Annotated in this window: 21 protein-coding genes; 8 read left to right on the forward strand and 13 right to left on the reverse strand. The window is 53.0% G+C overall.

The genetic code is table 11. The features are described 5' to 3' along the window. Positions 1-10 precede the first annotated feature (10 nt). Together ACMGGS_RS19090 and chaB are read right to left on the reverse strand one after the other, a co-directional pair. Positions 11-691 (reverse strand): gamma-glutamylcyclotransferase, encoded by a 681-nt coding sequence (locus ACMGGS_RS19090; protein WP_414163935.1) that lies wholly within the window; start codon positions 689-691, stop codon positions 11-13. 162 nt (positions 692-853) lie between these two features. Beyond that, complete coding sequence (gene chaB, locus ACMGGS_RS19095) at positions 854-1,084, reverse strand: putative cation transport regulator ChaB (RefSeq protein WP_194206732.1); 231 nt, start codon at positions 1,082-1,084, stop codon at positions 854-856. 259 nt (positions 1,085-1,343) lie between these two features. Here chaB and chaA point away from each other — a divergent pair, with 259 nt between their 5' ends. Further along, positions 1,344-2,444, forward strand: a complete 1,101-nt coding sequence (gene chaA, locus ACMGGS_RS19100) for a sodium-potassium/proton antiporter ChaA (RefSeq protein WP_414163936.1) — start codon at positions 1,344-1,346, stop codon at positions 2,442-2,444. A 206-nt stretch (positions 2,445-2,650) separates the two neighbouring features. Here chaA and kdsA read toward each other — a convergent pair whose 3' ends face one another. From kdsA to hemA, 6 genes are read right to left on the reverse strand one after another with little or no spacing between them, the layout of a single operon-like run. Then, on the reverse strand, positions 2,651-3,505 hold the full coding sequence (kdsA, locus tag ACMGGS_RS19105; protein WP_414163937.1) for a 3-deoxy-8-phosphooctulonate synthase: 855 nt from the start codon (positions 3,503-3,505) through the stop codon (positions 2,651-2,653). A gap of 39 nt (positions 3,506-3,544) precedes the next feature. Next, positions 3,545-4,351 carry an invasion regulator SirB1 gene (sirB1, locus tag ACMGGS_RS19110; protein ID WP_414163938.1) on the reverse strand — a complete coding sequence of 269 codons (807 nt, stop codon included), beginning with the start codon at positions 4,349-4,351 and terminating at the stop codon, positions 3,545-3,547. A 3-nt stretch (positions 4,352-4,354) separates the two neighbouring features. Next, positions 4,355-4,747 (reverse strand): invasion regulator SirB2, encoded by a 393-nt coding sequence (sirB2, locus tag ACMGGS_RS19115; protein ID WP_414163939.1) that lies wholly within the window; start codon positions 4,745-4,747, stop codon positions 4,355-4,357. Beyond that, positions 4,744-5,571, reverse strand: coding sequence for a peptide chain release factor N(5)-glutamine methyltransferase (prmC, locus tag ACMGGS_RS19120; protein ID WP_414166317.1), 828 nt, complete (start codon positions 5,569-5,571; stop codon positions 4,744-4,746). The genes sirB2 and prmC overlap by 4 nt, the downstream gene beginning before the upstream one ends. Beyond that, entirely contained in the window at positions 5,571-6,653 is a 1,083-nt protein-coding gene (gene prfA / locus ACMGGS_RS19125; RefSeq protein WP_414163940.1) for a peptide chain release factor 1, read from the reverse strand. The genes prmC and prfA overlap by 1 nt, the downstream gene beginning before the upstream one ends. Before the next feature lie 35 nt (positions 6,654-6,688). Further along, positions 6,689-7,945, reverse strand: coding sequence for a glutamyl-tRNA reductase (hemA, locus tag ACMGGS_RS19130; RefSeq protein WP_414163941.1), 1,257 nt, complete (start codon positions 7,943-7,945; stop codon positions 6,689-6,691). A gap of 195 nt (positions 7,946-8,140) precedes the next feature. Between hemA and lolB the strand changes: the two genes are divergently transcribed. The 4 genes from lolB (at position 8,141) to dauA (ending at position 12,513) form a co-directional block, all read left to right on the forward strand. Beyond that, positions 8,141-8,758, forward strand: coding sequence for a lipoprotein insertase outer membrane protein LolB (gene lolB, locus ACMGGS_RS19135; protein WP_176917870.1), 618 nt, complete (start codon positions 8,141-8,143; stop codon positions 8,756-8,758). Beyond that, entirely contained in the window at positions 8,755-9,624 is an 870-nt protein-coding gene (ispE, locus tag ACMGGS_RS19140; RefSeq protein ID WP_414163942.1) for a 4-(cytidine 5'-diphospho)-2-C-methyl-D-erythritol kinase, read from the forward strand. Before lolB ends, ispE begins: the two co-directional genes overlap by 4 nt. Before the next feature lie 126 nt (positions 9,625-9,750). Continuing rightward, a complete protein-coding gene (gene prs, locus ACMGGS_RS19145) occupies positions 9,751-10,698 on the forward strand; it encodes a ribose-phosphate diphosphokinase (RefSeq protein WP_003856663.1) in 948 nt (315 codons plus the stop codon). 150 nt (positions 10,699-10,848) lie between these two features. Further along, positions 10,849-12,513: a C4-dicarboxylic acid transporter DauA gene (dauA, locus tag ACMGGS_RS19150; RefSeq protein WP_414166318.1), complete on the forward strand. Its 1,665-nt coding sequence runs from the start codon at positions 10,849-10,851 to the stop codon at positions 12,511-12,513. Positions 12,514-12,561: 48 nt separating this feature from the next. Here dauA and ychH read toward each other — a convergent pair whose 3' ends face one another. After that, on the reverse strand, positions 12,562-12,834 hold the full coding sequence (ychH, locus tag ACMGGS_RS19155) for a stress-induced protein YchH (protein WP_176917868.1): 273 nt from the start codon (positions 12,832-12,834) through the stop codon (positions 12,562-12,564). 269 nt (positions 12,835-13,103) lie between these two features. Between ychH and pth the strand changes: the two genes are divergently transcribed. Both pth and ychF read left to right on the forward strand, forming a co-directional pair. Next, entirely contained in the window at positions 13,104-13,688 is a 585-nt protein-coding gene (gene pth / locus ACMGGS_RS19160) for an aminoacyl-tRNA hydrolase (protein WP_194206725.1), read from the forward strand. A 116-nt stretch (positions 13,689-13,804) separates the two neighbouring features. Beyond that, entirely contained in the window at positions 13,805-14,896 is a 1,092-nt protein-coding gene (gene ychF, locus ACMGGS_RS19165; protein ID WP_176917866.1) for a redox-regulated ATPase YchF, read from the forward strand. Between the two features lie 250 nt (positions 14,897-15,146). Here the strand turns inward: ychF and ACMGGS_RS19170 are convergent, their stop codons facing one another. The 3 genes from ACMGGS_RS19170 to ACMGGS_RS19180 form a co-directional block, all read right to left on the reverse strand. Continuing rightward, positions 15,147-16,493 carry a D-galactonate transporter gene (locus ACMGGS_RS19170; protein ID WP_176917865.1) on the reverse strand — a complete coding sequence of 449 codons (1,347 nt, stop codon included), beginning with the start codon at positions 16,491-16,493 and terminating at the stop codon, positions 15,147-15,149. Positions 16,494-16,518: 25 nt separating this feature from the next. After that, a complete protein-coding gene (locus ACMGGS_RS19175) occupies positions 16,519-17,421 on the reverse strand; it encodes a dihydrodipicolinate synthase family protein (protein ID WP_414163943.1) in 903 nt (300 codons plus the stop codon). 68 nt (positions 17,422-17,489) lie between these two features. After that, positions 17,490-18,665, reverse strand: a complete 1,176-nt coding sequence (locus ACMGGS_RS19180; protein WP_176917863.1) for an enolase C-terminal domain-like protein — start codon at positions 18,663-18,665, stop codon at positions 17,490-17,492. Positions 18,666-19,067: 402 nt separating this feature from the next. Between ACMGGS_RS19180 and ACMGGS_RS19185 the strand changes: the two genes are divergently transcribed. Beyond that, entirely contained in the window at positions 19,068-19,955 is an 888-nt protein-coding gene (locus tag ACMGGS_RS19185; RefSeq protein ID WP_414163944.1) for a LysR family transcriptional regulator, read from the forward strand. A 123-nt stretch (positions 19,956-20,078) separates the two neighbouring features. Here ACMGGS_RS19185 and ACMGGS_RS19190 read toward each other — a convergent pair whose 3' ends face one another. Continuing rightward, positions 20,079-21,323 (reverse strand): sensor histidine kinase, encoded by a 1,245-nt coding sequence (locus tag ACMGGS_RS19190; RefSeq protein ID WP_414163945.1) that lies wholly within the window; start codon positions 21,321-21,323, stop codon positions 20,079-20,081. Positions 21,324-21,396: the final 73 nt, after the last annotated feature.

The raw sequence follows: 21,396 nt of genomic DNA on the forward strand, positions 1-21,396 counted from the left end.
GGCATCATTTTCAGGCCAGGCCTGACAGCCTCGTCCCCCCCAGCAGCGTGCGCACCTTCCCTACCAGTTCATTCAGACAATCATCGTGCATGCCTAATTTGACCAGTTCTTCTTCCAGTGAGAAAAGATACTGTGCGTTGGTGCCCAGCGGGCCGCTGGCTGCCGCAATTAATGGTGCGATAGTCTGGGCGCGGGTATCGGATTCATAAAGTGGGTGACGCGGATCCATAATGAACACCAGCGCGTTGACCTTGCGGCCATCGTCCAAGGTAAGCTGACACCAGGTGGGCATATAACAGCCGGTGATCATCTCCCGCTTCCACAGCAGGGTTAGCTCCTCTTCCAGAACGTCATTACGCAGACGGTAAGCGACCCCGGTGGTGCGCCCGCCCTCTTTCAGTGCAAGCATGCGACCTGGCTGGCAGGCGGTGCCGCGTCCGGCGGTTAAGCGCAGGCAAAAGGCGCGATGCCATCCCGGCAGGGTGGCGGTCGCTGACTCGGTAAACTCCAGCGCCGGGTTCCACATCAGCGAACCGTAGCCGAAAATCCATACCGGGCCGTCGTCGGGCCGACAGGCCAGCGTCGCCGCCAGCGATGATGCCCGCTGTTCCGCACTCCACAACAGCGATTCCTCAATCACGCCAAATGCCGTTTTACAATCTGCGTTCAGCAGGAAATCACGGGTTAACACGTTATTCTACCTCCACCACGACTACGGCACCCTGCCACATTCGGTCATCCTTACGCTGATGATTTATTACTCAGCCTGTCCTCACGATATGCAAAATGCAGGCCGGATGCAACCGTCTCACTTTGACAGCGCAGGAAAATCACTCGTGGCGGAGGTCAGCGGCTATTTTTTCTTATGCCACTTATCATCATCTCCTTTTTCATAGTCATTTTTCACCGCAGCCCAGGCAACGCGATGGGCGGTCTCTTCCCGGCTGGCATCTCCACGGCGGTCTTCTTTATCTTTATATTGATCCCAGGCGCTATTAAAAGCCTCTTTGTAGATCTCCTGCGCGTGGGCCGGCAGTACGTTGGTCACGTTATCGGGCAGATCGCTTTTGTTTTTGTACGGCATACTCTTCTCCTCTTAACGGTAAACAATAAGCCTGGTTCAGGAATGCTCTGCCTGCCAGTGAGAGAGGAAAGTGATAATGAGGTAAGCATAATGCATTGTAATCACGTATGAATATCCTATAAAGATAGAAATAAAGCCCTTCAAACCGTTTTTTGATTCAGTAGTAAATAAAAGTAAAAAACCACTCAAAAACGCCCATATTCTGCTACGTTATGGCTTTCGGTTATCTATAATTACAATACATATATGGAGATGGTTTATGCCTCACAACGCAGAGGCGGTTAAAACCCGCCACAAGGAGACCTCGCTTATTTTCCCGGTGCTTGCCCTGGCAGTGCTGCTGTTATGGGGGAACAGTCAGTCACTGCCAGCGGTCATCGGTATTAATGCGCTGGCATTAGTCGGCATCCTGGCCAGCGCCTTCAGCGTCGTTCGACATGCAGACGTCCTTGCACACCGCCTGGGTGAACCCTTTGGCTCCCTTATTTTAAGCCTTTCAGTCGTTATTCTTGAAGTCAGCCTTATTTCTGCATTAATGGCCACCGGCGACGCCGCGCCGACGCTAATGCGCGATACGCTTTATTCCATCATTATGATTGTAACCGGCGGGCTGGTTGGGGTCGCGCTTCTGCTCGGTGGACGTAAATTTGCCACCCAATATGTCAACCTGTTCGGTATAAAACAGTATCTGATCGCCCTGTTTCCACTGGCGATTATTGTGCTGGTATTTCCGATGGCGCTCCCTGGCGGCAATTTTACGACCGCTCAGGCGTTGCTGGCAGCGCTGATTTCCGCCGCCATGTACGGCGTCTTTCTGTTAATCCAGACTAAAACGCACCAGAGCTTGTTTGTTTATGAGCACGAAGATGAGGGTGACGATGACGATCCGCACCACGGTAAGCCGTCTGCACACAGTAGTCTCTGGCATACCGTTTGGCTGATCGTGCATCTGATTGCGGTGATTGCCGTGACCAAAATGAACGCGCATCCGCTGGAGGCGCTGTTAACCGAGCTTAATGCGCCGGTGGCCTTTACCGGCTTTCTGGTCGCGCTGTTGATCCTGTCACCGGAAGGGCTTGGCGCGATGAAAGCGGTGCTGAATAACCAGGTGCAGCGTGCGATGAACCTTTTCTTCGGCTCGGTGCTGGCGACGATATCCCTGACCGTGCCGGTGGTAACGCTGATCGCCTTCCTGACGGGCAATACGCTGGTCTTTGCGCTGGGCGCGCCGGAAATGGTTGTTATGATCGCCTCCCTGATGCTATGCCAGCTCTCCTTCTCCACCGGGCGTACCAATGTCCTGAACGGCGCGGCGCATCTGGCGTTATTTATCGCCTATTTGATGACGATCTTTGCCTGAGCGTGGCGTGATGCCGGGTGGCGCTTCGCTTACCCGGCCTACCCGATCCTCAATACCTATCCCATTATCCATCAAACATCAGGCATCCCGCGCACACAGCAAATGCCCTACCACCCGTAGGCCTGTGCAAGCGAAGCGCCGCCAGGCATCCTTGTGCTCATGCCAATAAAAAACCCGCCGTAGCGGGTTTTTTATTCAGATGCTGTTTACTTGCTGGTATCCAGTTCGTCAAAACCTTTCACTAAATCGTCAATCGCTTTCATTTGCTTGAGGAACGGTTCCAGCTTATCCAGCGGCAGCGCGGACGGGCCGTCGCATTTTGCATTGGCTGGATCCGGGTGCGCCTCGATAAACAGACCGGCCAGACCGACCGCCATCCCGGCACGGGCCAGTTCAGCCACCTGACCACGACGACCACCAGATGCTGCGCCAAACGGGTCGCGGCACTGAAGCGCATGGGTCACGTCAAAAATCACCGGTGAGTTGTTAGATACCTTTTTCATGACGCCGAAGCCGAGCATATCCACAACGAGGTTGTCGTAACCGAAGTTTGCTCCGCGATCGCAGAGGATCACCTGATCGTTACCGCCTTCAATAAACTTGTCGACAATATTACCCATCTGACCCGGGCTGACGAACTGCGGTTTTTTCACGTTGATCACCGCGCCGGTTTTCGCCATCGCTTCCACCAGATCGGTCTGGCGAGCAAGGAACGCGGGCAACTGGATCACGTCAACCACATCCGCAACCGGCTGTGCCTGGCTGGCTTCGTGTACGTCAGTAATGATTTTCACGCCGAAGGTCTGCTTCAGTTCCTGAAAAATCTTCATGCCTTCTTCAAGGCCCGGACCACGGTAAGAGCTAATAGAGGAACGGTTGGCTTTATCAAAAGAGGCTTTGAACACGTAAGGGATGCCCAGTTTCTGCGTCACGGTCACGTAGTGTTCACAGATGCGCATCGCCAGATCGCGCGACTCAAGGACGTTCATCCCGCCAAACAGCACGAACGGCAGGTCGTTTGCGACGTTGATATCGCCAATGCTAACCACTTTTTGTTTCATAGGATCGCCTTATCAGGGTTAAATCGGATTCATTCCAGATTAATGCAACGTAATGTGTTTATGCGAAATCGCGTTAATTTGTGCGCGGATCATTTCGCTGATCGGGTCTTCCGGACACTGCTCGACGAAATAGTTTAAATCCGTCAATGCAATGTGATCGCATTCCAACTGCGCGTAGATCAGACCCCGGTCGCGGATTTCATACGGATCTTCCGGGTTGAACGCCAGCAGCGCTTCACTGGCACGCAGCGCCATTTCCATCTGCCCTTCTTCCATCAGCGCCGCTTTCAGGGTATCCAGCAGCTTATGCACGACCTCGGAATTATCAGCTTCGTCCAGATCTTCATTAAAAAGTTCCGCGATCGGGCTAATATTGCCTTTCAGCCACACTTCCAGCGTATGCTCGTCAAGCGTATCGCCATTGAAAGGGTTAATCAGCCATAACTCTTCAGACGTTTCAGCGCGCAGTATCAATTGCGTCGGGAAAATCACCGGAGCCAGTGGCAGCGAGAGTTGCTGGGCGATCCACAGCAGAATCGCCCCCAGAGAGACCGCGCTGCCCTGACGCTTTTGCAGCACCTGGTCCAGCCACAGCGCATCAGAGAGGCGATAGATCCCACGACAGGCACCAAATCCCCACTCGTCAAAAAATAGCTCCAGCAGCTTTTCAAGCTGCCGCTCTTCACTCCAGGCCGCGCTGATCTCTTCCTGCGCGAGACTGACCAGATTTTCCAGTTCGTGATAAACGGCCTGCGTTGGAAAATCGGCGCGCACGATCTCTGAAATGCGGATCACGCCCTCGCCCAGCGATGCTTTGTTAAATTCGAAATCGGCCAACGACCTCATAACTTACCCCAATAACGGTATTTTTGTGGTGGCGAGTTTAATGATGATGTAAAGCACCACCAGCCCCAGCATAAACGCAATAAAACCCGTTTGCTGGCTGCGCGGACAACGACGGCCGAGCGCAACAAAACCCAAAACGATGTAAATAATAACGCCAAATAGCTTTTCAGTCAGCCACGCGCCGTGCGCGGTGAAGGGCAGATAGTGCGTTATAGCGATAAGCCCGACGCCGCTGAGCAGCAATACGGTATCGACAATATGCGGCACCACCCGAACCCAGCGCTTCGCGGCAAGAGTATTTGCGGTATAGCGCCACCAGTAGCGCAGCACAAACAGGCTAATCGACAGCGTAACCGCGACGATGTGCGTATAAAACACCAGCAGGAAAAGCGTCATAGCTGTCCCAGCGTCAGGCGGTCATTGCCGCCGTAATCCTGACAGGTTTCTACCTGTTGATAGCCCATCGCCGTGAACAACTCACGCACCGCCGCGGCCTGCTGCCAGCCATGTTCAAGCAGTACGTAGCCTCCCGGCAGCAGGTAATCGCGCGCGGTAGCGATAATATGGGCCAGATCGGCCAGTCCGTTTTCATCCGCCACCAGCGCGCTTTTCGGCTCAAAGCGCACGTCACCCTGATCCAGATGAGGATCGGTTTCATCAATGTAGGGCGGATTGCTCACGATAACAGTGAAACGCTGCCCTGCCAGCGCGCGAAACCAGTCGCTGCGCAGGATAGTGACGTTACGAATATCAAGATGCTGCGCATTGCGTATCGCCAGCGCTACCGCCTCCGCTACGAAATCCACCGCCGTCACCTGACAGTCGGGGCGCTCCGTCGCCAGCGCCAATGCAATCGCGCCAGTACCTGTGCCGAGATCCAGTATCCGGCATGGTTCAGCGGGCAGACGCGCCAGCGCCTGTTCCACCAGGCATTCGGTATCCGGGCGCGGGATCAGCGTCACGGGTGAGACAAACAGCGGTAGCGACCAGAATTCACGCTGCCCGGTGAGGTGCGCGATGGGCTCACCGCGCTCGCGGCGGACCAGCAACGTCTCCAGCTGTTCCTGCTCGGCAGATGTCAGCGTGGTCTCGGCAAAGGCGAGAATATAGGTTCGCGCCCTGCCCGTGACGTAGCCCAGCAAAATCTCCGCGTCGCGGCGGGGACTTTCGCTGGCACGTAAACGGCCAATGGCCCGATCCAGCCACTGTTTAAAATCCATCATTCCTGATCGGCCAGCGCCGCCAGTTGATCGGCCTGGAATTCCTGCACGATAGGCTCAATCAGCATATCCAGCTTTCCTTCCATGGTTTCATCCAGACGGTAAAGCGTCAGGTTGATGCGGTGATCCGTCACGCGACCCTGCGGGAAATTATAGGTGCGGTTACGGTCGCTGCGATCGCCGCTGCCCAGCAGATTACGACGGGTAGACGCCTCCGCCTGCTGACGTCGGGCCGTTTCCGCCGCGTGGATACGAGCGCCAAGCACCGACATCGCTTTGGCTTTGTTTTTATGCTGAGAACGTTCGTCCTGACACTCCACCACAATGCCGGTCGGCAGGTGGGTAATACGAATCGCGGAATCGGTGGTGTTAACGTGCTGCCCACCCGCCCCGGAGGAGCGGAAAGTATCAATGCGCAGATCCGCCGGGTTAATGTCCGGCATTTCGGCTTCCGGCAGCTCCGGCATCACCGCGACGGTACAGGCGGAGGTATGGATACGCCCCTGAGATTCCGTTGTGGGAACGCGCTGGACGCGATGTCCGCCGGACTCAAATTTCAGGCGACCATAAACGCCGTCGCCGCTGACTTTAGCAATGACTTCTTTATAACCGCCGTGCTCGCCTTCGCTGGCGCTCATGATCTCCACACGCCAGCGGCGGGACTCTGCATAGCGGCTATACATGCGGAACAGATCGCCGGCAAACAGTGCGGCTTCATCACCGCCAGTTCCCGCACGGACTTCAACAAACGCGTTGCGTTCGTCATCGGGATCTTTTGGCAGTAACAACAGCTGTAACTGCTGCTCAAGCTGTTCACTTTTCTCTTTCGCATCGCGCATCTCTTCCTGCGCCATGTCGCGCATTTCAGGATCGTCGAGCATCAGTTGCGCGGTTTCAATATCTTCCTGAACCTGTTGCCAGTCAGTAAAGCAGCGTGAAACATCGCTAAGCTGCGCGTATTCGCGCGACAGCGCCCGGAACCGCTCCTGGTCAGCGATGGTTCCCGCATCGCCCAGCAGCGCCTGAACTTCTTCATGGCGCTCGTGCAGAGCTTCCAGTTTAGCAACGATAGAAGGCTTCATAGGCGTTAATGCACCCTGTTATAAGAATGGTTGTGCTACTCCAGCCCGAGGCTGTCGCGCAAAATATGCAGGCGTTCTTCGTCCCCGTCACGGGCAGCCTGCTGAAGAGATTTGGTTGGAGCGTGGATCAGGCGATTGGTCAATTTACGCGCCAGATCCTGCATAATGGCCTGCGGATCGCCTCCCTGTTGCAGAGACGCCAGCGCTTTGGCCGTCAGTTCATCACGCGCTGATTCGGCTTGGCTGCGGTATTCGCGGATGCTGATGCTGGCGCTTTGCGCGCGCAGCCACGCCATAAACTCACTGGCTTCCTGTTCCACGATAGTCTCAGCCTGCACTGCCGCCGCCTTACGCTGCGCCAGGTTGTGCTGAATAATATTTTGCAGATCGTCAACGCTGTACAAATAGGCGTTAGACAATTTGCCGACTTCCGGCTCGACGTCGCGCGGCACGGCGATATCCACCAGCAGCATCGGCTGATTGCGCCGCGCTTTTAGCGCGCGCTCAACCATCCCTTTGCCGATAATTGGCAGCGGACTGGCGGTGGAACTGATAATAATATCGGCATCCTGTAAGCGCGCATCAACATCGCTTAAGGCAATCACTTCCGCACCAACCTCTTCCGCCAGCGCCTGCGCGCGTTCACGGGTACGGTTGGCGATAATCATCTTGCTCACGCGATGCTCGCGCAGATGACGGGCGACCAGTTCAATGGTTTCACCCGCGCCGACCAGCATCACCGTCACCGTGGAGAGGGATTCGAAAATCTGCCGCGCCAGAGTGCAGGCGGCAAACGCCACCGATACCGCGCTGGCCCCGATGTCGGTTTCGGTACGCACGCGTTTGGCCACCGAGAACGATTTCTGGAACATCCGCTCCAGTTCGCTGACGTTAAGGTGTCCGCGCTCGGAATCGGCAAAGGCTTTTTTCACCTGGCCGAGGATTTGCGGCTCGCCCAGCACCAGCGAATCCAGACCACTGGCAACGCGCATCAGATGGCTGACCGCGTCGTTATCCTGATGCCAGTAGAGGCTGTTGCGCAGATCCTCTTCGTTGAGATTGTGATAATCGCTCAACCAGCGGATCAGCGCCTCGCGCAAATCGCCCTGCTCCTCAACGCTGAGATAAAGCTCGGTCCGGTTGCACGTCGACAGCACCACCCCACCCTGCACCATTGGCTGCGCCAGCAGGCTTTCGAGCGCCTGATCGAGCGTATCCGGCGCAAACGCCACGCGTTCGCGTAGTGCGACAGGAGCGGTTTTGTGATTGATGCCAAGCGCTAAAAGGGTCATGGATGCGGGAGTAGTACCAGCGTTGATAAGGTTAGTCTGAGCGCATCATACAGGATGCGCGAGGTCAATAAAAGAGACGCTATCCTTTCGGAGTAATTGGTGATAATGCGATTTAAGATAACGTGAACGTAGACGGTATCTTACTGTAACGCTAGCATTAAGCGTTAACTCCGCAACGCACATCAAGGATTTAGGATGATTAAAAGCCGTTTACTTCGCCTGCTACCGCTGACCGCGCTGGTTCTGAGCGCCTGTATGACTCACCCGCCGAAAGGTCCGGGTGCCAGCCCTGATGCGCCACAGTGGCGTCAGCACCAGCAGGAAATCCGTCAACTGAATCAATACCAGACCCGCGGTGCGTTTGCCTATATTTCTGAACAGCAAAAAGTGTATGCCCGCTTCTTCTGGCAGCAAACCGGCCAGGACAACTATCGCCTGCTGCTAACCAACCCATTAGGTAGCACCGAGCTTGAACTGAATGCCAAACCGGGTTCTGTTGAACTGGTCGACAATAAAGGCCAGCACTATAACGCTGACGATGCGGAAGAGATGATCGGCAAACTGACCGGCATGCCGATTCCGCTTAACAGTCTGCGTCAGTGGATCCTTGGCCTGCCGGGCGATGCAACGGATTATAAACTTGACAGTCAGTACCGCTTAAGCGAGCTGAACTACACCCAGAACGGTAAGACCTGGAAAGTGGTTTACAGCGGCTACGACAGTAAAACCCAGCCTGCGCTGCCGTCCAATATGGAGCTGACCCAGGGCACGCAGCGCATTAAGCTGAAAATGGACAACTGGATCGTTAAATGACGCTACGCTTGCCCTCGCCCGCCAAACTGAATCTGTTTTTGTACATTACCGGACAGCGGGCGGACGGTTACCACACCCTGCAAACGCTGTTTCAGTTTCTCGACTACGGCGATACGCTCACCTTTCATCTGCGTCAGGACGGGCAAGTCCACCTGCTGACGCCGATGAGTGGCGTGCCAGAGGAACAAAACCTGATCCTGCGCGCTGCGCGTCTGCTTATGCAGGTAGCGAAAGACAGCCACCGTCTGCCGACCGGTAGCGGTGCCGATATCAGCATTGAGAAACGCCTGCCGATGGGCGGCGGCCTCGGCGGCGGCTCGTCGAATGCCGCCACGGTGCTGGTGGCGCTCAACGCGCTGTGGCAGTGCGGGCTATCGGTAGATGAACTGGCGACGCTGGGATTAACCCTCGGCGCGGATGTGCCGGTATTTGTACTCGGACATGCGGCGTTTGCCGAAGGTGTCGGCGAGGTCCTGACGCCGGTGACGGTGGCGGAAAAATGGTATCTGGTCGCGCATCCCGGCGTAAGCATTCCGACGCCAGTAATTTTTAAGGACCCGGACCTGCCGCGTAATACGCCAGAAAGGTCAATTGACGCGTTATTAAAATGTGAATTCAGCAACGATTGCGAGGTTATCGCAAGAAAACGTTTTCATGAGGTTGATGCGGCGCTTTCCTGGCTGTTAGAATACGCGCCGTCGCGCCTGACTGGCACAGGAGCCTGTGTCTTTGCTGAATTCGAGACCGAAGCTGCTGCTCGTCAGGTGCTAGAGCAAGCCCCGGAATGGCTGCAAGGCTTTGTAGCACGTGGTATGAACCACTCACTGCTACAGCAAGCCCTTTCGGAGCACACTGAGTTTCGGTGACAACGTCACCTTGTTTCAGACGTTGCATCGCGCTCTTTAATACACCGCCTGGATGAAATCGTACCTGGCCCGCACAGTTTTTGGCACATTTCATCCACCACTGGACGCATGCCTGAGGTTCTTCTCGTGCCTGATATGAAGCTTTTTGCTGGTAACGCTACCCCGGAACTAGCACAACGTATTGCCAACCGCCTGTACACTTCTCTCGGCGATGCCGCTGTTGGTCGCTTTAGCGACGGTGAAGTCAGCGTACAAATCAACGAAAATGTACGCGGTGGTGATATTTTCATCATCCAGTCCACTTGTGCTCCCACCAATGACAATCTGATGGAACTGGTTGTTATGGTCGATGCCCTGCGTCGCGCTTCAGCAGGCCGCATCACAGCCGTTATTCCCTACTTTGGTTATGCCCGTCAGGACCGTCGCGTACGTTCTGCTCGCGTACCCATTACCGCGAAAGTCGTCGCTGACTTCCTGTCAAGCGTTGGCGTTGACCGCGTACTGACCGTTGACCTGCATGCTGAACAGATCCAGGGCTTCTTCGACGTACCGGTTGATAACGTATTTGGTAGCCCGATCCTGCTCGAAGATATGCTGCAACTGAATCTGGACAACCCGATTGTGGTTTCTCCGGATATCGGCGGCGTGGTTCGCGCTCGTGCGATTGCCAAACTGCTCAACGATACCGACATGGCGATCATCGACAAACGCCGTCCGCGCGCTAACGTTTCCCAGGTGATGCACATCATCGGTGACGTAGCGGGTCGCGACTGCGTGCTGGTTGACGATATGATCGACACCGGCGGTACGCTGTGTAAAGCGGCTGAAGCCCTGAAAGAGCGTGGCGCAAAACGCGTGTTTGCCTACGCCACCCACCCGATTTTCTCTGGTAACGCAGTGAACAACCTGCGCAACTCCGTCATTGACGAAGTTGTGGTTTGTGACACTATTCCGCTATCTGATGAAATCAAAGCCTTACCGAACGTGCGTACCCTGACACTGTCAGGCATGCTGGCGGAAGCGATTCGTCGTATCAGCAATGAAGAATCCATTTCTGCTATGTTCGAGCATTAATCGGGCCAGTATAAAAGACCCGCTACGGCGGGTTTTTTTTGCTGTTATGTTTATTTGTATGACTAATGCCTCCGTCATCGGTCTGTTTATTCCCCGATGATGCGCTCACGGACGATCACCATCGTGAAAAATATTCTTTCTCCACATGTGATGCCTTTCCGCGCCCTGATTGATGCGTGCTGGAAAGAGAAGTACACCGCCTCACGCTTTACGCGCGATTTAATTGCGGGCATCACCGTCGGTATCATTGCCATTCCGCTGGCGATGGCGCTGGCTATTGGTAGCGGCGTTGCACCACAATACGGCCTCTATACCTCCGCCGTCGCCGGGATTGTCATCGCCCTGAGCGGTGGGTCGCGCTTTAGCGTCTCCGGGCCAACCGCTGCCTTTGTGGTGATCCTTTATCCGGTCGCGCAGCAGTTTGGTCTCTCCGGCCTGCTGATGGCGACGTTGATCTCCGGTCTGTTTTTAGTGCTCTTTGGGCTGGCACGGTTTGGGCGATTGATTGAGTACATTCCACTCTCCGTCACCCTCGGCTTTACCTCCGGGATCGGCATCACCATCGGCACCATGCAGATCAAAGATTTCCTTGGCCTGCAAATGGCGCATGTGCCGGAACACTATCTGCAAAAAGTGGGTGCACTGGTGATGGCGTTACCGACCATCAACCTGGGCGATGCCGCGATTGGCGTTGTGACGCTGGGAACGCTGATTTTCTGGCCGCGGCTTGGCATTCGTTTGCCCGGTCACCTGCCGGCATTGCTGGCGGGCTGCGCGGTGATGGCTATCGTTAACATGATGGGATTTAACGTGGCGACGATTGGCTCGCAGTTCCACTATGTGCTGGCGGATGGTTCGAAAGGGAACGGCATTCCACAGCTGCTACCGCAGTTGATCCTGCCCTGGGATCTGCCCGGCTCCTCCTTTACCCTGAGCTGGGACTCGCTGCGCGCGCTGCTTCCCGCTGCGTTCTCCATGGCGATGCTGGGTGCGATTGAATCTCTGCTGTGTGCCGTCGTCCTTGATGGCATGACCGGCACCAAGCATAAAGCTAACAGCGAGCTGATTGGCCAGGGCCTTGGCAACCTTGTCGCGCCCTTCTTTGGCGGCATTACCGCCACCGCCGCGATTGCCCGTTCAGCGGCGAACGTGCGTGCCGGTGCCACCTCTCCAGTATCGGCGGTGATCCACTCCATCCTGGTGATCCTGGCACTGCTGGTGCTGGCCCCGCTGCTCTCCTGGCTGCCGCTGTCGGCGATGGCGGCGCTGCTGCTGATGGTGGCGTGGAACATGAGTGAAGCCCATAAGGTCATTAACCTGCTACGCCGTGCGCCAAAAGACGACATTATCGTCATGCTAATTTGTATGTCACTGACGGTGCTGTTCGACATGGTCATCGCGATCAGCGTTGGCATCGTACTGGCCTCGCTGCTGTTTATGCGCCGTATTGCCCGCATGACCCGCTTCGCGCCGGTTAACGTTACCGTCCCTGACGATGTGCTGGTGCTGCGGGTCATTGGTCCGCTGTTTTTCGCGGCGGCGGAAGGATTATTTACCGAGCTGGAATCACGTATTGTCGGCAAGCGCATCGTCGTGCTCAAGTGGGATGCGGTACCGATTCTTGATGCAGGTGGTCTGGATGCTTTCCAGCGCTTTGTGAATAAGTTACCGGAAGGATGTGAGTTGCGGGTGTCAAACCTGGAATTCCAGCCGCTGCGCACGATGGCACGATCCGGAATAAAACCGATCCCGGGTCGTCTGGCGTTCTATCCTAATCGTGATGCCGCGCTGGAAGATGTACCGACGTCCAGCTAACGCTCCCCAAACGGCTCTCTAATGAGGGCCGTTTTTTTTTAATCCTAGTTAACTGTGGCGACCGTCGCGACGACAGCGTTTATCATAATGGCGTACCCACCAGTAACGATCGCTGACCTGCTCATGTCCACTGATACGCGCCCCGGCCAGCCACAGGATAGCGCCGAGGAAAATGCTAAAGACCGCACCATGCGCGAAAAACTGCGGCAGGTTAAGCTGAGGTAACTGATTCAGTATGGAATATCCCACGCCGACAACCATCACAACCAGGCCCAACACCATAAGAGTATTACCGCATAACGAAGCGTTTTTACGTTTCATATGAACCTCCGGATCGTTGGGTGGAAGGGAAAACCCCTTTTCCTTGTGGATAAAGTATAGCCACCCACCCCGGCAAGGATTGCGTAACGGATCACATTAATGAACATAAAGTCAACATAAATTTACAAATAAGCTATTGAATCACATCAAATTCTAATAGTTCATTTTGGCAATTAATGCTCTTTTCACTTCACCGTCGCGTAATTTTGTCATTGCCCCGCACAGACAGTACACTACGCGCAAAATATCGACCCTTCAGGAAGAATTACGTGAGCATAAAACTGATTGTCGGCCTGGCTAACCCCGGTGCGGAATATGCGGCAACGCGCCATAACGCGGGTGCCTGGTATGTGGATCTGCTGGCAGAGCGTCATCGCGCCCCGCTGCGTGAAGAGGGCAAATTTTTCGGCTATACCTCGCGCCTTACTCTGGCGGGGGAAGATGTGCGTCTGCTGGTCCCCACCACGTTTATGAACCTGAGCGGTAAAGCCGTCGCCGCGATGGCGACCTTTTATCGCATTAATCCTGATGAAATTCTGGTGGCGCATGACGAGCTGGATCTGCCACCAGGAGTGGCAAAATTTAAACTCGGCGGCGGGCATGGCGGCCATAACGGCCTGAAAGACATTATCAGCAAGTTAGGCAATAACCCTGGTTTTCACCGTTTACGCCTCGGTATCGGTCATCCGGGCGATAAAAACAAAGTTGTCGGTTTTGTGCTCGGCAAGCCGCAGGCAGCGGAGCAAAAGCTGATTGATGATGCGATTGACGAAGCGGCGCGCTGTACTGAGGTGTGGCTTAAAGAAGGTCTGACCAAAGCCACGAATCGCTTACACGCTTTCCGGGCGCAATAGGCCGCGATGTGCGGTATTTTTGTCTGGCTCCGTGTATAATAGGCTAAGTTATTTACTTTTCTACAATCTGTTATTGATAACAGATTGATTATCAAGATATTAAGGTGATTTACATCATGGGATTCAAATGCGGTATCGTCGGCTTACCTAACGTCGGAAAATCCACTCTGTTCAATGCGCTCACCAAAGCCGGTATTGAAGCGGCAAACTTTCCGTTCTGTACTATTGAGCCGAACACCGGTGTGGTTCCGATGCCCGATCCGCGTCTGGATAAGCTGGCCGAAATCGTTAAACCACAGCGCATTCTGCCGACCACCATGGAGTTTGTGGACATCGCCGGTCTGGTAAAAGGCGCGTCCAAAGGCGAAGGTCTGGGTAACCAGTTCCTGACCAACATCCGCGAAACCGAAGCCATTGGGCACGTTGTGCGCTGCTTTGAAAACGACAACATCATCCACGTGGCGGGTAAAGTCGATCCGGCAGAAGACATCGACACCATCAACACCGAACTGGCGCTGGCGGATCTCGATACCTGCGAACGCGCCCTGCACCGCGTGTCGAAAAAAGCGAAAGGCGGCGATAAAGACGCTAAAGCTGAGCAAGCGGCGCTGGAAAAATGCCTGCCGCAGCTGGAAAACGCCGGTATGCTGCGCGCGCTGGCGTTAACGGATGAAGATAAAGCCGCTATCCGCTACCTGAGCTTCCTGACCCTGAAGCCGACCATGTACATCGCCAACGTCAACGAAGACGGTTTTGAAAATAATCCGTATCTGGATAAAGTCCGCGAAATCGCCGCGAAAGAAGGTTCTGTGGTCGTTGCCGTATGTGCCGCCGTCGAATCTGACATCGCCGAACTGGACGACGCCGACCGCGACGAATTCATGGCTGAACTGGGCATTGAAGAACCGGGCCTGAACCGCGTGATCCGTGCGGGCTACGAGCTGCTGAACCTGCAAACCTACTTCACCGCAGGCGTGAAAGAAGTACGTGCGTGGACCATCCCTGTCGGCGCTACCGCACCGCAGGCCGCCGGTAAAATCCACACCGATTTTGAAAAAGGCTTTATCCGCGCACAGACCATCGCCTTTGAAGATTTCATCACCTATAAAGGTGAACAGGGCGCGAAAGAAGCCGGCAAAATGCGTGCGGAAGGCAAAGACTATATCGTTAAAGATGGCGATGTGATGAACTTCCTGTTCAACGTCTAAATAAAATCTGTTTTCTCCTGAGGTTTCAGATAATCTTAGAAGAATCGAAAAAACTATAAAATCCACGCAATTGCGTGGATTTTTTTACGTCTGCTGAATCACGCTTTATGGTGGGCACCGAGTTGCTGGTTGACGGCGGCGTCGCTAATTTATGTAAAATCGCGCGCTTTTTTTGGCCGTTAATAAAAAAGCCATGTTGTAAGGCGTCAACATGGCTGGCTCAGGAAAATCTTCCCAAGTGCTTCAGGAGTTAGTTATGTACTGCTGTTTTGCTGACGGAGACTTCAGACGCTGGCCCCAGCGTCATTCTCTGCAATTTGCCGACAATAAAGAGATAGGAAATAACACCAACTATCCCCATCGATCCCACGTAAATAATGGCCCAGTCAAACGATCCGGTCGCCTGAATAATAAAACCGATCACCAGCGGCGTGAGAATCCCTGCCACATTGCCAAAGGTATTAAATATCCCGCCGGCAAGACCGAGAACTTCTTTTGGTGAGGTATCACTCAATACGCACCAGCCCAGGTTGCTGAATCCTTTAGCGAAGAACGCCAGACTCATCACGAAGATAACTACTGGAATTGACTGGGTATAGTTTGCCACGATGATCGAGCAGGATAGCAACATGCCCGAGACAATCGGCAACTTGCGCGAGAAGGTCAAGCTGTAGCCTTTCCTCAATAAATAATCGGAAAGCATACCGCCAATAATCCCACCCACGAAGCCGGCGATAGCCGGGATCGCAGCCACCAGCCCTACTTTGATAATCGACAACCCCTTTTCCTGGTACAGATAGGTCGGGAACCAGGTAAAGAAAAACCACGTGATCGACGTGAGGCAGAACTGACCGATATAAACGCCAATCATCATTCTGTTTGAACACATACTTTTCACTTGTCCCCAGCTCACTTTCTGCTGTGATTTACGCTCCGCAGACCCCAGTTCCGGGATGCCTCCGCCATTACGAATGTAGTCAAGCTCCTGCGTATTAATCGATTTATGCTTCAGCGGATCGCGCACGAACATCAACCAGAACGCGCCAAAGACAATACCTAATAAACCCGCGCTGTAGAAAACGTAATGCCAGCTATAGATGCTGATGACCCAGGAGAGCACCGGTGTGAAGACGCCCAGCGCCACGTAAGGTGCCGTCTGATAGATGGAGGTGGCGAAACCCCGTTCCCGGTCAGGAAACCACTGCACGGACAGGCGGCTGCTGGCGGGCGTGGCGGGCGCCTCCGCCATTCCCATCAGGAAGCGGAGAATAAAAAGCGCAACAAAGACGGAGGGAAAAAGATAAACACCGCCCTGAAGAAAAGTGAAAACTGACCATACAATCATTGCCAGGCCATACACCAGCCGGGACCCGAATTTATCCAGTAAAATTCCGCCGGGGATCTGAAAAATCATATACGCCCAGCCAAATGCAGAAAATGCCCACCCCATATCCGCTGCGTTAAAATTAAGTTCTTTACTCATCACCGGGGCGGCAACCGACAACGTTGCACGATCGATAAAATTAACGAGCATCGCCACACCCATAAAAACCAACATCAGATACCGGACGTTTGTTTTTTTATCTGTATTTTTCATTTCATATTCTCCAGAAATCGATTGATTACTGCAGCAAAAGGGCGCGGTATTCCTCAATGAGCGCTTGCCGGGAGTCTGAAGAAAGCACGCACAGCGGCGGGCGCAGCGTTTCCCATGAAGGGTCCTGAGTATGGTAAGCCAGCAGGGTTTTCACCACCGGAATCGTATCTCCCATCGCTACGATGCTGCGTAGACGGCTGAGCTTTTCCTGCGCGGCGATCCCCTGGTCGTTGGCATAGTTGCGGTAGATAGACGCGGTAAGCGACGAGGCGATATTGGTGGTTGCGGTAATACAACCTGCTCCGCCCGCCTGCATAAAACGGGCGAAGGTAGCATCCGCGCCGGAATAGACTTCAAATCCCTGGTTAGCAAACGCCTCGATATAGGACAGCGAATTGGCAAAATCACCGCTGCTGTCCTTAATGCCCTGAAACACGCCGGGGTAATTTTTCAACAGTCGTCCAATCAGAACGGTGCTTAACGGAATGGTTGTCTGCTGCGGAAAGTTGTAGAAATAAAGCTTCACCACATCGCCTAATTGCTCGGCCAGAGCGCTATAAAACTGATACAAGCCCTCTTCAGAAGGGGATTTATAATAAAATGGTGGTAGCACCAGGACTCCTGGGCACCCTACTTTTGCCGCATGACGCGAAAGCCGAACAACGGTGGGAATATCGCAAGCGCCGGTGCCGGGCAGCATCTTAGTTGGCGCAATCCCGCTGCTGGCGAGACGTTCTAACAGCGTTTCACGCTCCTGCACGCTGAGTGAATTGGTTTCCGATGTGGTCCCTAAGACTGCCAGGCTGTTGCAACCGTTATTGAGTAAATAATGGCAATGCGCGATAGTTTTATCGTAATTCAGCGTCAAATCGCTGTTAAATGAGGTTAATGCCGCGGCATTAACGCCAGCATATAAAGCATTCTGCATGTGATGTTCCTCGCCGCCAGAATAACTTTATTCTGGCGGAGTGAGCTAAAACGTAGAAGCCGCGATATTTATTTCTTACCAAACACGAAGCGATCGGTGGCGTGGTAATTAATCCAGTCCCAGTCATAGGTCACGCCCAGACCCGGGCCGTCAGGGACGGTGACGCAGCCGTTTTCATCAATCGAATCCAGCTCATCTTTGTAACCACAGGCATAGCAATGCGGCAAAATATTCCCCAGTTTCGGTCCCACTTCGGCCATTTCATAAAAATTGGTATTCCTGATGCTGGCCATAAGTTGACGATGCGCGGGTCCAGGCGCATGGATTTCAACATCCAGTCCAAATGCTTCCGCCATATGCGCCGTTTTTAATGCGCCGGTAATGCCCATATCGTATTCCGGATCGACGCGCACAAAATCCGTTCCCCCCGCCATGATGAAATCGCATTTTGCTTCCAGCGCACGAACATGCTCGGTAATCAGCAACGGCGTCTTGATCATGGAGCGCAGTTTTTTATGCGAAAATGCGGAAAGCGAATTATCCCGGTAAGGATCTTCGTACCAGAAGAAATTAGCATCATCACACGCACGTCCAACGTACAGGGCATCCGCAAACGTTTTGAGATCGGAAGCGGCGTCATACATTAACTTCATTTTATCGCCTACCGCTTCCCCCAGGGCCAGGATCAGCGAAGCTTCTTTTTGCGCATCGCCATCAAACCAGCCGTGATGCTTAAAGGCGCGATAGCCCATTTCATAGCATTGCAGCGCGAAGTCGGTAAAGGCTTTATTATCATTCAGCATGCCTTCATCACCATGATAGGTGCTGGCATAGGTGGGTAATTTGTTGCGATATTGACCGATCATCCTGGAAATGGATTTACCCGCCTGCTTACCGGCCAGATCCCAAAGAACGATATCTACCGGTCCCTGCCCCATATGATCCATATGGCATAACCTGCGGTTCCACTCAGTATAAAAAGCTTCGCGCCGATCGGAATCGCGACCGGGTAAATCGCCTGCCAGCATTAATGTCTGCGCCAACGCCGGTCGGGTGCCGCCCCATAATGCGACATATTCGCCGCGGGAACCGTCAGAACATTCAACCACAATGGCATATTTCGATAATGAAAGCGTAGATCCTTCCACATATCCAACGTGATTATGCGCATTAGTAAAAGACGACCCCATATCTTTTACATCGTATTTAAAGTCAATAACTTCTACTCGTTCAATTACAGGCATAGCAACTTCCCCCTGATAAAAATATGGCTTCACCCTTAAGCAAATACGTTTATTCGCCAGCTATGATGTAGAATGATTCTGATTAAATTAAGAGTCAATTTTAGATAAAGCATTGCCTGATATAAAAAAGATATCAACCGCAATGGCCTTTACGCCAAAAATTATACCTGGCTCACATAAACCTCTAATCCTAAATTATCATAGATTGTGAAAAATCATTTAAAATCAATGGATTAATAAAAACAAAGGCGTCCTCAAAACATAAATTTCCTTGAAGATTTTTTATGATGCCAGTCACATTATTATGCTTTTCTTTTTATGCCTGGCAAAAATGCGTGGAAATTTTTTAGTAATTCAGCAAGATATTGACCGTCGAGAAAGGCAATTTAATCGGAGCAGCAGATGTTAAACTTAAATCAGGTAAGATGTTTTATTGCGGTGGCGACTGAGTTAAGTTTCCGCCGCGCTGCTCAGTCATTACATATGAGCCAGCCGCCATTAACCCGACAAATACAGCTTCTGGAACAACATTTAGAGACTATATTGCTGAACCGGGATAAGCGCAGCGTAACCCTGACCGCCGCCGGAAAGGCGTTTTATCAGGAAGCGCTTGAGTTGATCGAACATATTCATCGAATCGAGCAATATACAAAACGGGTCGCCAGCGGTGAAGTGGGGTCAGTTACCATCGGTTTTGTCGCCAATGCCTTTTATCACTTCTTGCCTGAGCTGCTTTCCCTGTTAAAAGAGGCATTCCCTTTTATTAATATTTCGCTGCAACAATCAACTACATTCCAGCAGGTTGAAGCTGTTATTAACCACCAGATAGATCTGGGGATCGTGCGTGTCGTACCAGATAATGACGCGCTGGAAAGCGTACTCTGCGTAGATGAAACTTTTGTCGCCGCAGTACCGCGCCAGCATCCGCTGGCAACAGGTGAGTCTCTGCAATTAAAGGATTTTGATAATCAACCAGCGATTATGTACTCCGTCGCCTGGAAGCCGATTTATGATTTGCTGACCCACGCGTTTGACGTTGAACAGGTCAAACCCAATTATGTGCAATATGAATCCAATACCGTTAATATTCTTTCGCTGGTGAATGTAGGGTTTGGGCTGGCCCTGGTCCCGCAAAGCGCCGCTACATTTAAATTTGATAATGTGAAATATATTCCTTTAGATACGACACAAAATTTATCTAATTATCTTTATATCATTTACCGTAAAGATAATGAGAATGAAGCATTCCATTTGGTCAAGCAAATGATTTTGCAGTATATCGCTGCCTGATGAGTTAATGGCCCAGAGTGACGAATATATGACTTGTTAGCGCCGGGGTAATTCGGTCACAGAGAAGGATACCGTTGAGAGAGCGGCGACGCCAGAATTGCGTTCAGCCGCACCTCACAGGCGTCAATTCCGGATAACCGCGGATTCGTGTTCGGTAAGATCCGGTCGTCGGACCGTGATCATTAACCCGGGCAGCGCATTTTCAGCGACAATAGTCCATCCATGCGCATTAGCTATTTCCTGACAAATGGCGAGTCCCAGCCCGGCACCATGATCCCGACGATGCGCCCCCCGCCAGAAGCGGGTAAACAAAATGTCGAGCTGCTCATGTGCGACGCCAGGGCCAAAGTCCCGCACGCTAATGTTGTCGCGATCGATGTCAATAAAAACAGGCGTGCCCGGCGGCGCATGCTGAATCGCATTTTCAATAATATTCTTTAATAACGTGAAGAAGGCGCCGCGATCTGATCGCCATATTATCATGTCATGTTTGCTGTTAATCACGATGTCAACATCCGCCTCCATAGCGATTTTCTCAAGGTAAGCGATGGCATCCTGAACGGCCTCATTCACATTAACGCCAGCGGGTTTATAACCCAGAGGTTCGCTGACTTCAGCCAGTATAAGAAGTTGCTGAACATGACGGCTCAGATGGTTTATATGGGCCAGCAATTGTTCCTGAAAGGATATATCACCCTCAAACAATTCAACTTCTGCACGAATAAGGGTAAGCGGAGTTTTTAGCTCATGCGCCGCTTTTGCCAGAAACGCCTGTTGGGCTTTGAACCCTGTTTCAAGTCTGTTCAGTGTCTGATTAAAGCTGTAGATGAGCGGCATAATTTCTGCGGGCACCCGATCAACATCCAGCCGTCCGTCGAGCGATTGCGGCGTGATATGAGCCGCTGCCACGGAGGCTTTTCTTAAAGGGCGCAGCGAATACGCCAACGTAATGTATGCGCATGCGCCGAAGACAACAAGGAGGACCAGACTAAATGTAATAACACCCTGTTTGATAAAAGGAAGTGCAAAGCCCTGATGAAGAAATTCGATTATTTGCGAGCTTACGGTGAGCTGAACAAACCAGGTTTTCCCCTCTTTTTGCACCGGTACCGACGCGCCGTCGTAAAGCACGCCGTTCAGCCGTAGCGCAAAACGCCGTTGTGTAAGTTCGGTCTGAGGCGGCCAGTTTTTTGCACCGGCAGACGCCAGAACCACATGACTTGACGCATCAAGCACCCTATACGCCGTTTCATTACTCAGGCTGTCGTAAAGCCAGGAGGGATGTTCAGTATTACCCTTAAAACCTACGGGCATACCGTTATTGTCAAATCGCAACTGGCTAGCAAAATTATGCGCCCGATCCATCATTGACATTCCCGGCAGGCGATCCTGTACTATGGCCCCAAACGCCAGCATTAAACCAATACTGAGCAGCGCGCCC

It is taken from the genome of Superficieibacter sp. BNK-5 (assembly GCF_047456055.1).
Lineage (GTDB): Bacteria > Pseudomonadota > Gammaproteobacteria > Enterobacterales > Enterobacteriaceae > Superficieibacter.

What these genes read in the sequence shown, in the direction of transcription:
- chaB (WP_194206732.1), bottom strand. Translation starts at nt 1,084, where the DNA reads ATGCCGTACAAAAACAAAAGCGATCTGCCCGATAACGTGACCAACGTA.
- chaA (WP_414163936.1), top strand. Translation starts at nt 1,344, where the DNA reads ATGCCTCACAACGCAGAGGCGGTTAAAACCCGCCACAAGGAGACCTCG.
- kdsA (WP_414163937.1), bottom strand. Translation starts at nt 3,505, where the DNA reads ATGAAACAAAAAGTGGTTAGCATTGGCGATATCAACGTCGCAAACGAC.
- sirB1 (WP_414163938.1), bottom strand. Translation starts at nt 4,351, where the DNA reads ATGAGGTCGTTGGCCGATTTCGAATTTAACAAAGCATCGCTGGGCGAG.
- sirB2 (WP_414163939.1), bottom strand. Translation starts at nt 4,747, where the DNA reads ATGACGCTTTTCCTGCTGGTGTTTTATACGCACATCGTCGCGGTTACG.
- prmC (WP_414166317.1), bottom strand. Translation starts at nt 5,571, where the DNA reads ATGGATTTTAAACAGTGGCTGGATCGGGCCATTGGCCGTTTACGTGCC.
- prfA (WP_414163940.1), bottom strand. Translation starts at nt 6,653, where the DNA reads ATGAAGCCTTCTATCGTTGCTAAACTGGAAGCTCTGCACGAGCGCCAT.
- hemA (WP_414163941.1), bottom strand. Translation starts at nt 7,945, where the DNA reads ATGACCCTTTTAGCGCTTGGCATCAATCACAAAACCGCTCCTGTCGCA.
- lolB (WP_176917870.1), top strand. Translation starts at nt 8,141, where the DNA reads ATGATTAAAAGCCGTTTACTTCGCCTGCTACCGCTGACCGCGCTGGTT.
- ispE (WP_414163942.1), top strand. Translation starts at nt 8,755, where the DNA reads ATGACGCTACGCTTGCCCTCGCCCGCCAAACTGAATCTGTTTTTGTAC.
- dauA (WP_414166318.1), top strand. Translation starts at nt 10,849, where the DNA reads ATGCCTTTCCGCGCCCTGATTGATGCGTGCTGGAAAGAGAAGTACACC.
- ychH (WP_176917868.1), bottom strand. Translation starts at nt 12,834, where the DNA reads ATGAAACGTAAAAACGCTTCGTTATGCGGTAATACTCTTATGGTGTTG.
- ychF (WP_176917866.1), top strand. Translation starts at nt 13,805, where the DNA reads ATGGGATTCAAATGCGGTATCGTCGGCTTACCTAACGTCGGAAAATCC.
- ACMGGS_RS19170 (WP_176917865.1), bottom strand. Translation starts at nt 16,493, where the DNA reads ATGAAAAATACAGATAAAAAAACAAACGTCCGGTATCTGATGTTGGTT.
- ACMGGS_RS19175 (WP_414163943.1), bottom strand. Translation starts at nt 17,421, where the DNA reads ATGCAGAATGCTTTATATGCTGGCGTTAATGCCGCGGCATTAACCTCA.
- ACMGGS_RS19180 (WP_176917863.1), bottom strand. Translation starts at nt 18,665, where the DNA reads ATGCCTGTAATTGAACGAGTAGAAGTTATTGACTTTAAATACGATGTA.
- ACMGGS_RS19185 (WP_414163944.1), top strand. Translation starts at nt 19,068, where the DNA reads ATGTTAAACTTAAATCAGGTAAGATGTTTTATTGCGGTGGCGACTGAG.
- ACMGGS_RS19190 (WP_414163945.1), bottom strand. Translation starts at nt 21,323, where the DNA reads ATGATGGATCGGGCGCATAATTTTGCTAGCCAGTTGCGATTTGACAAT.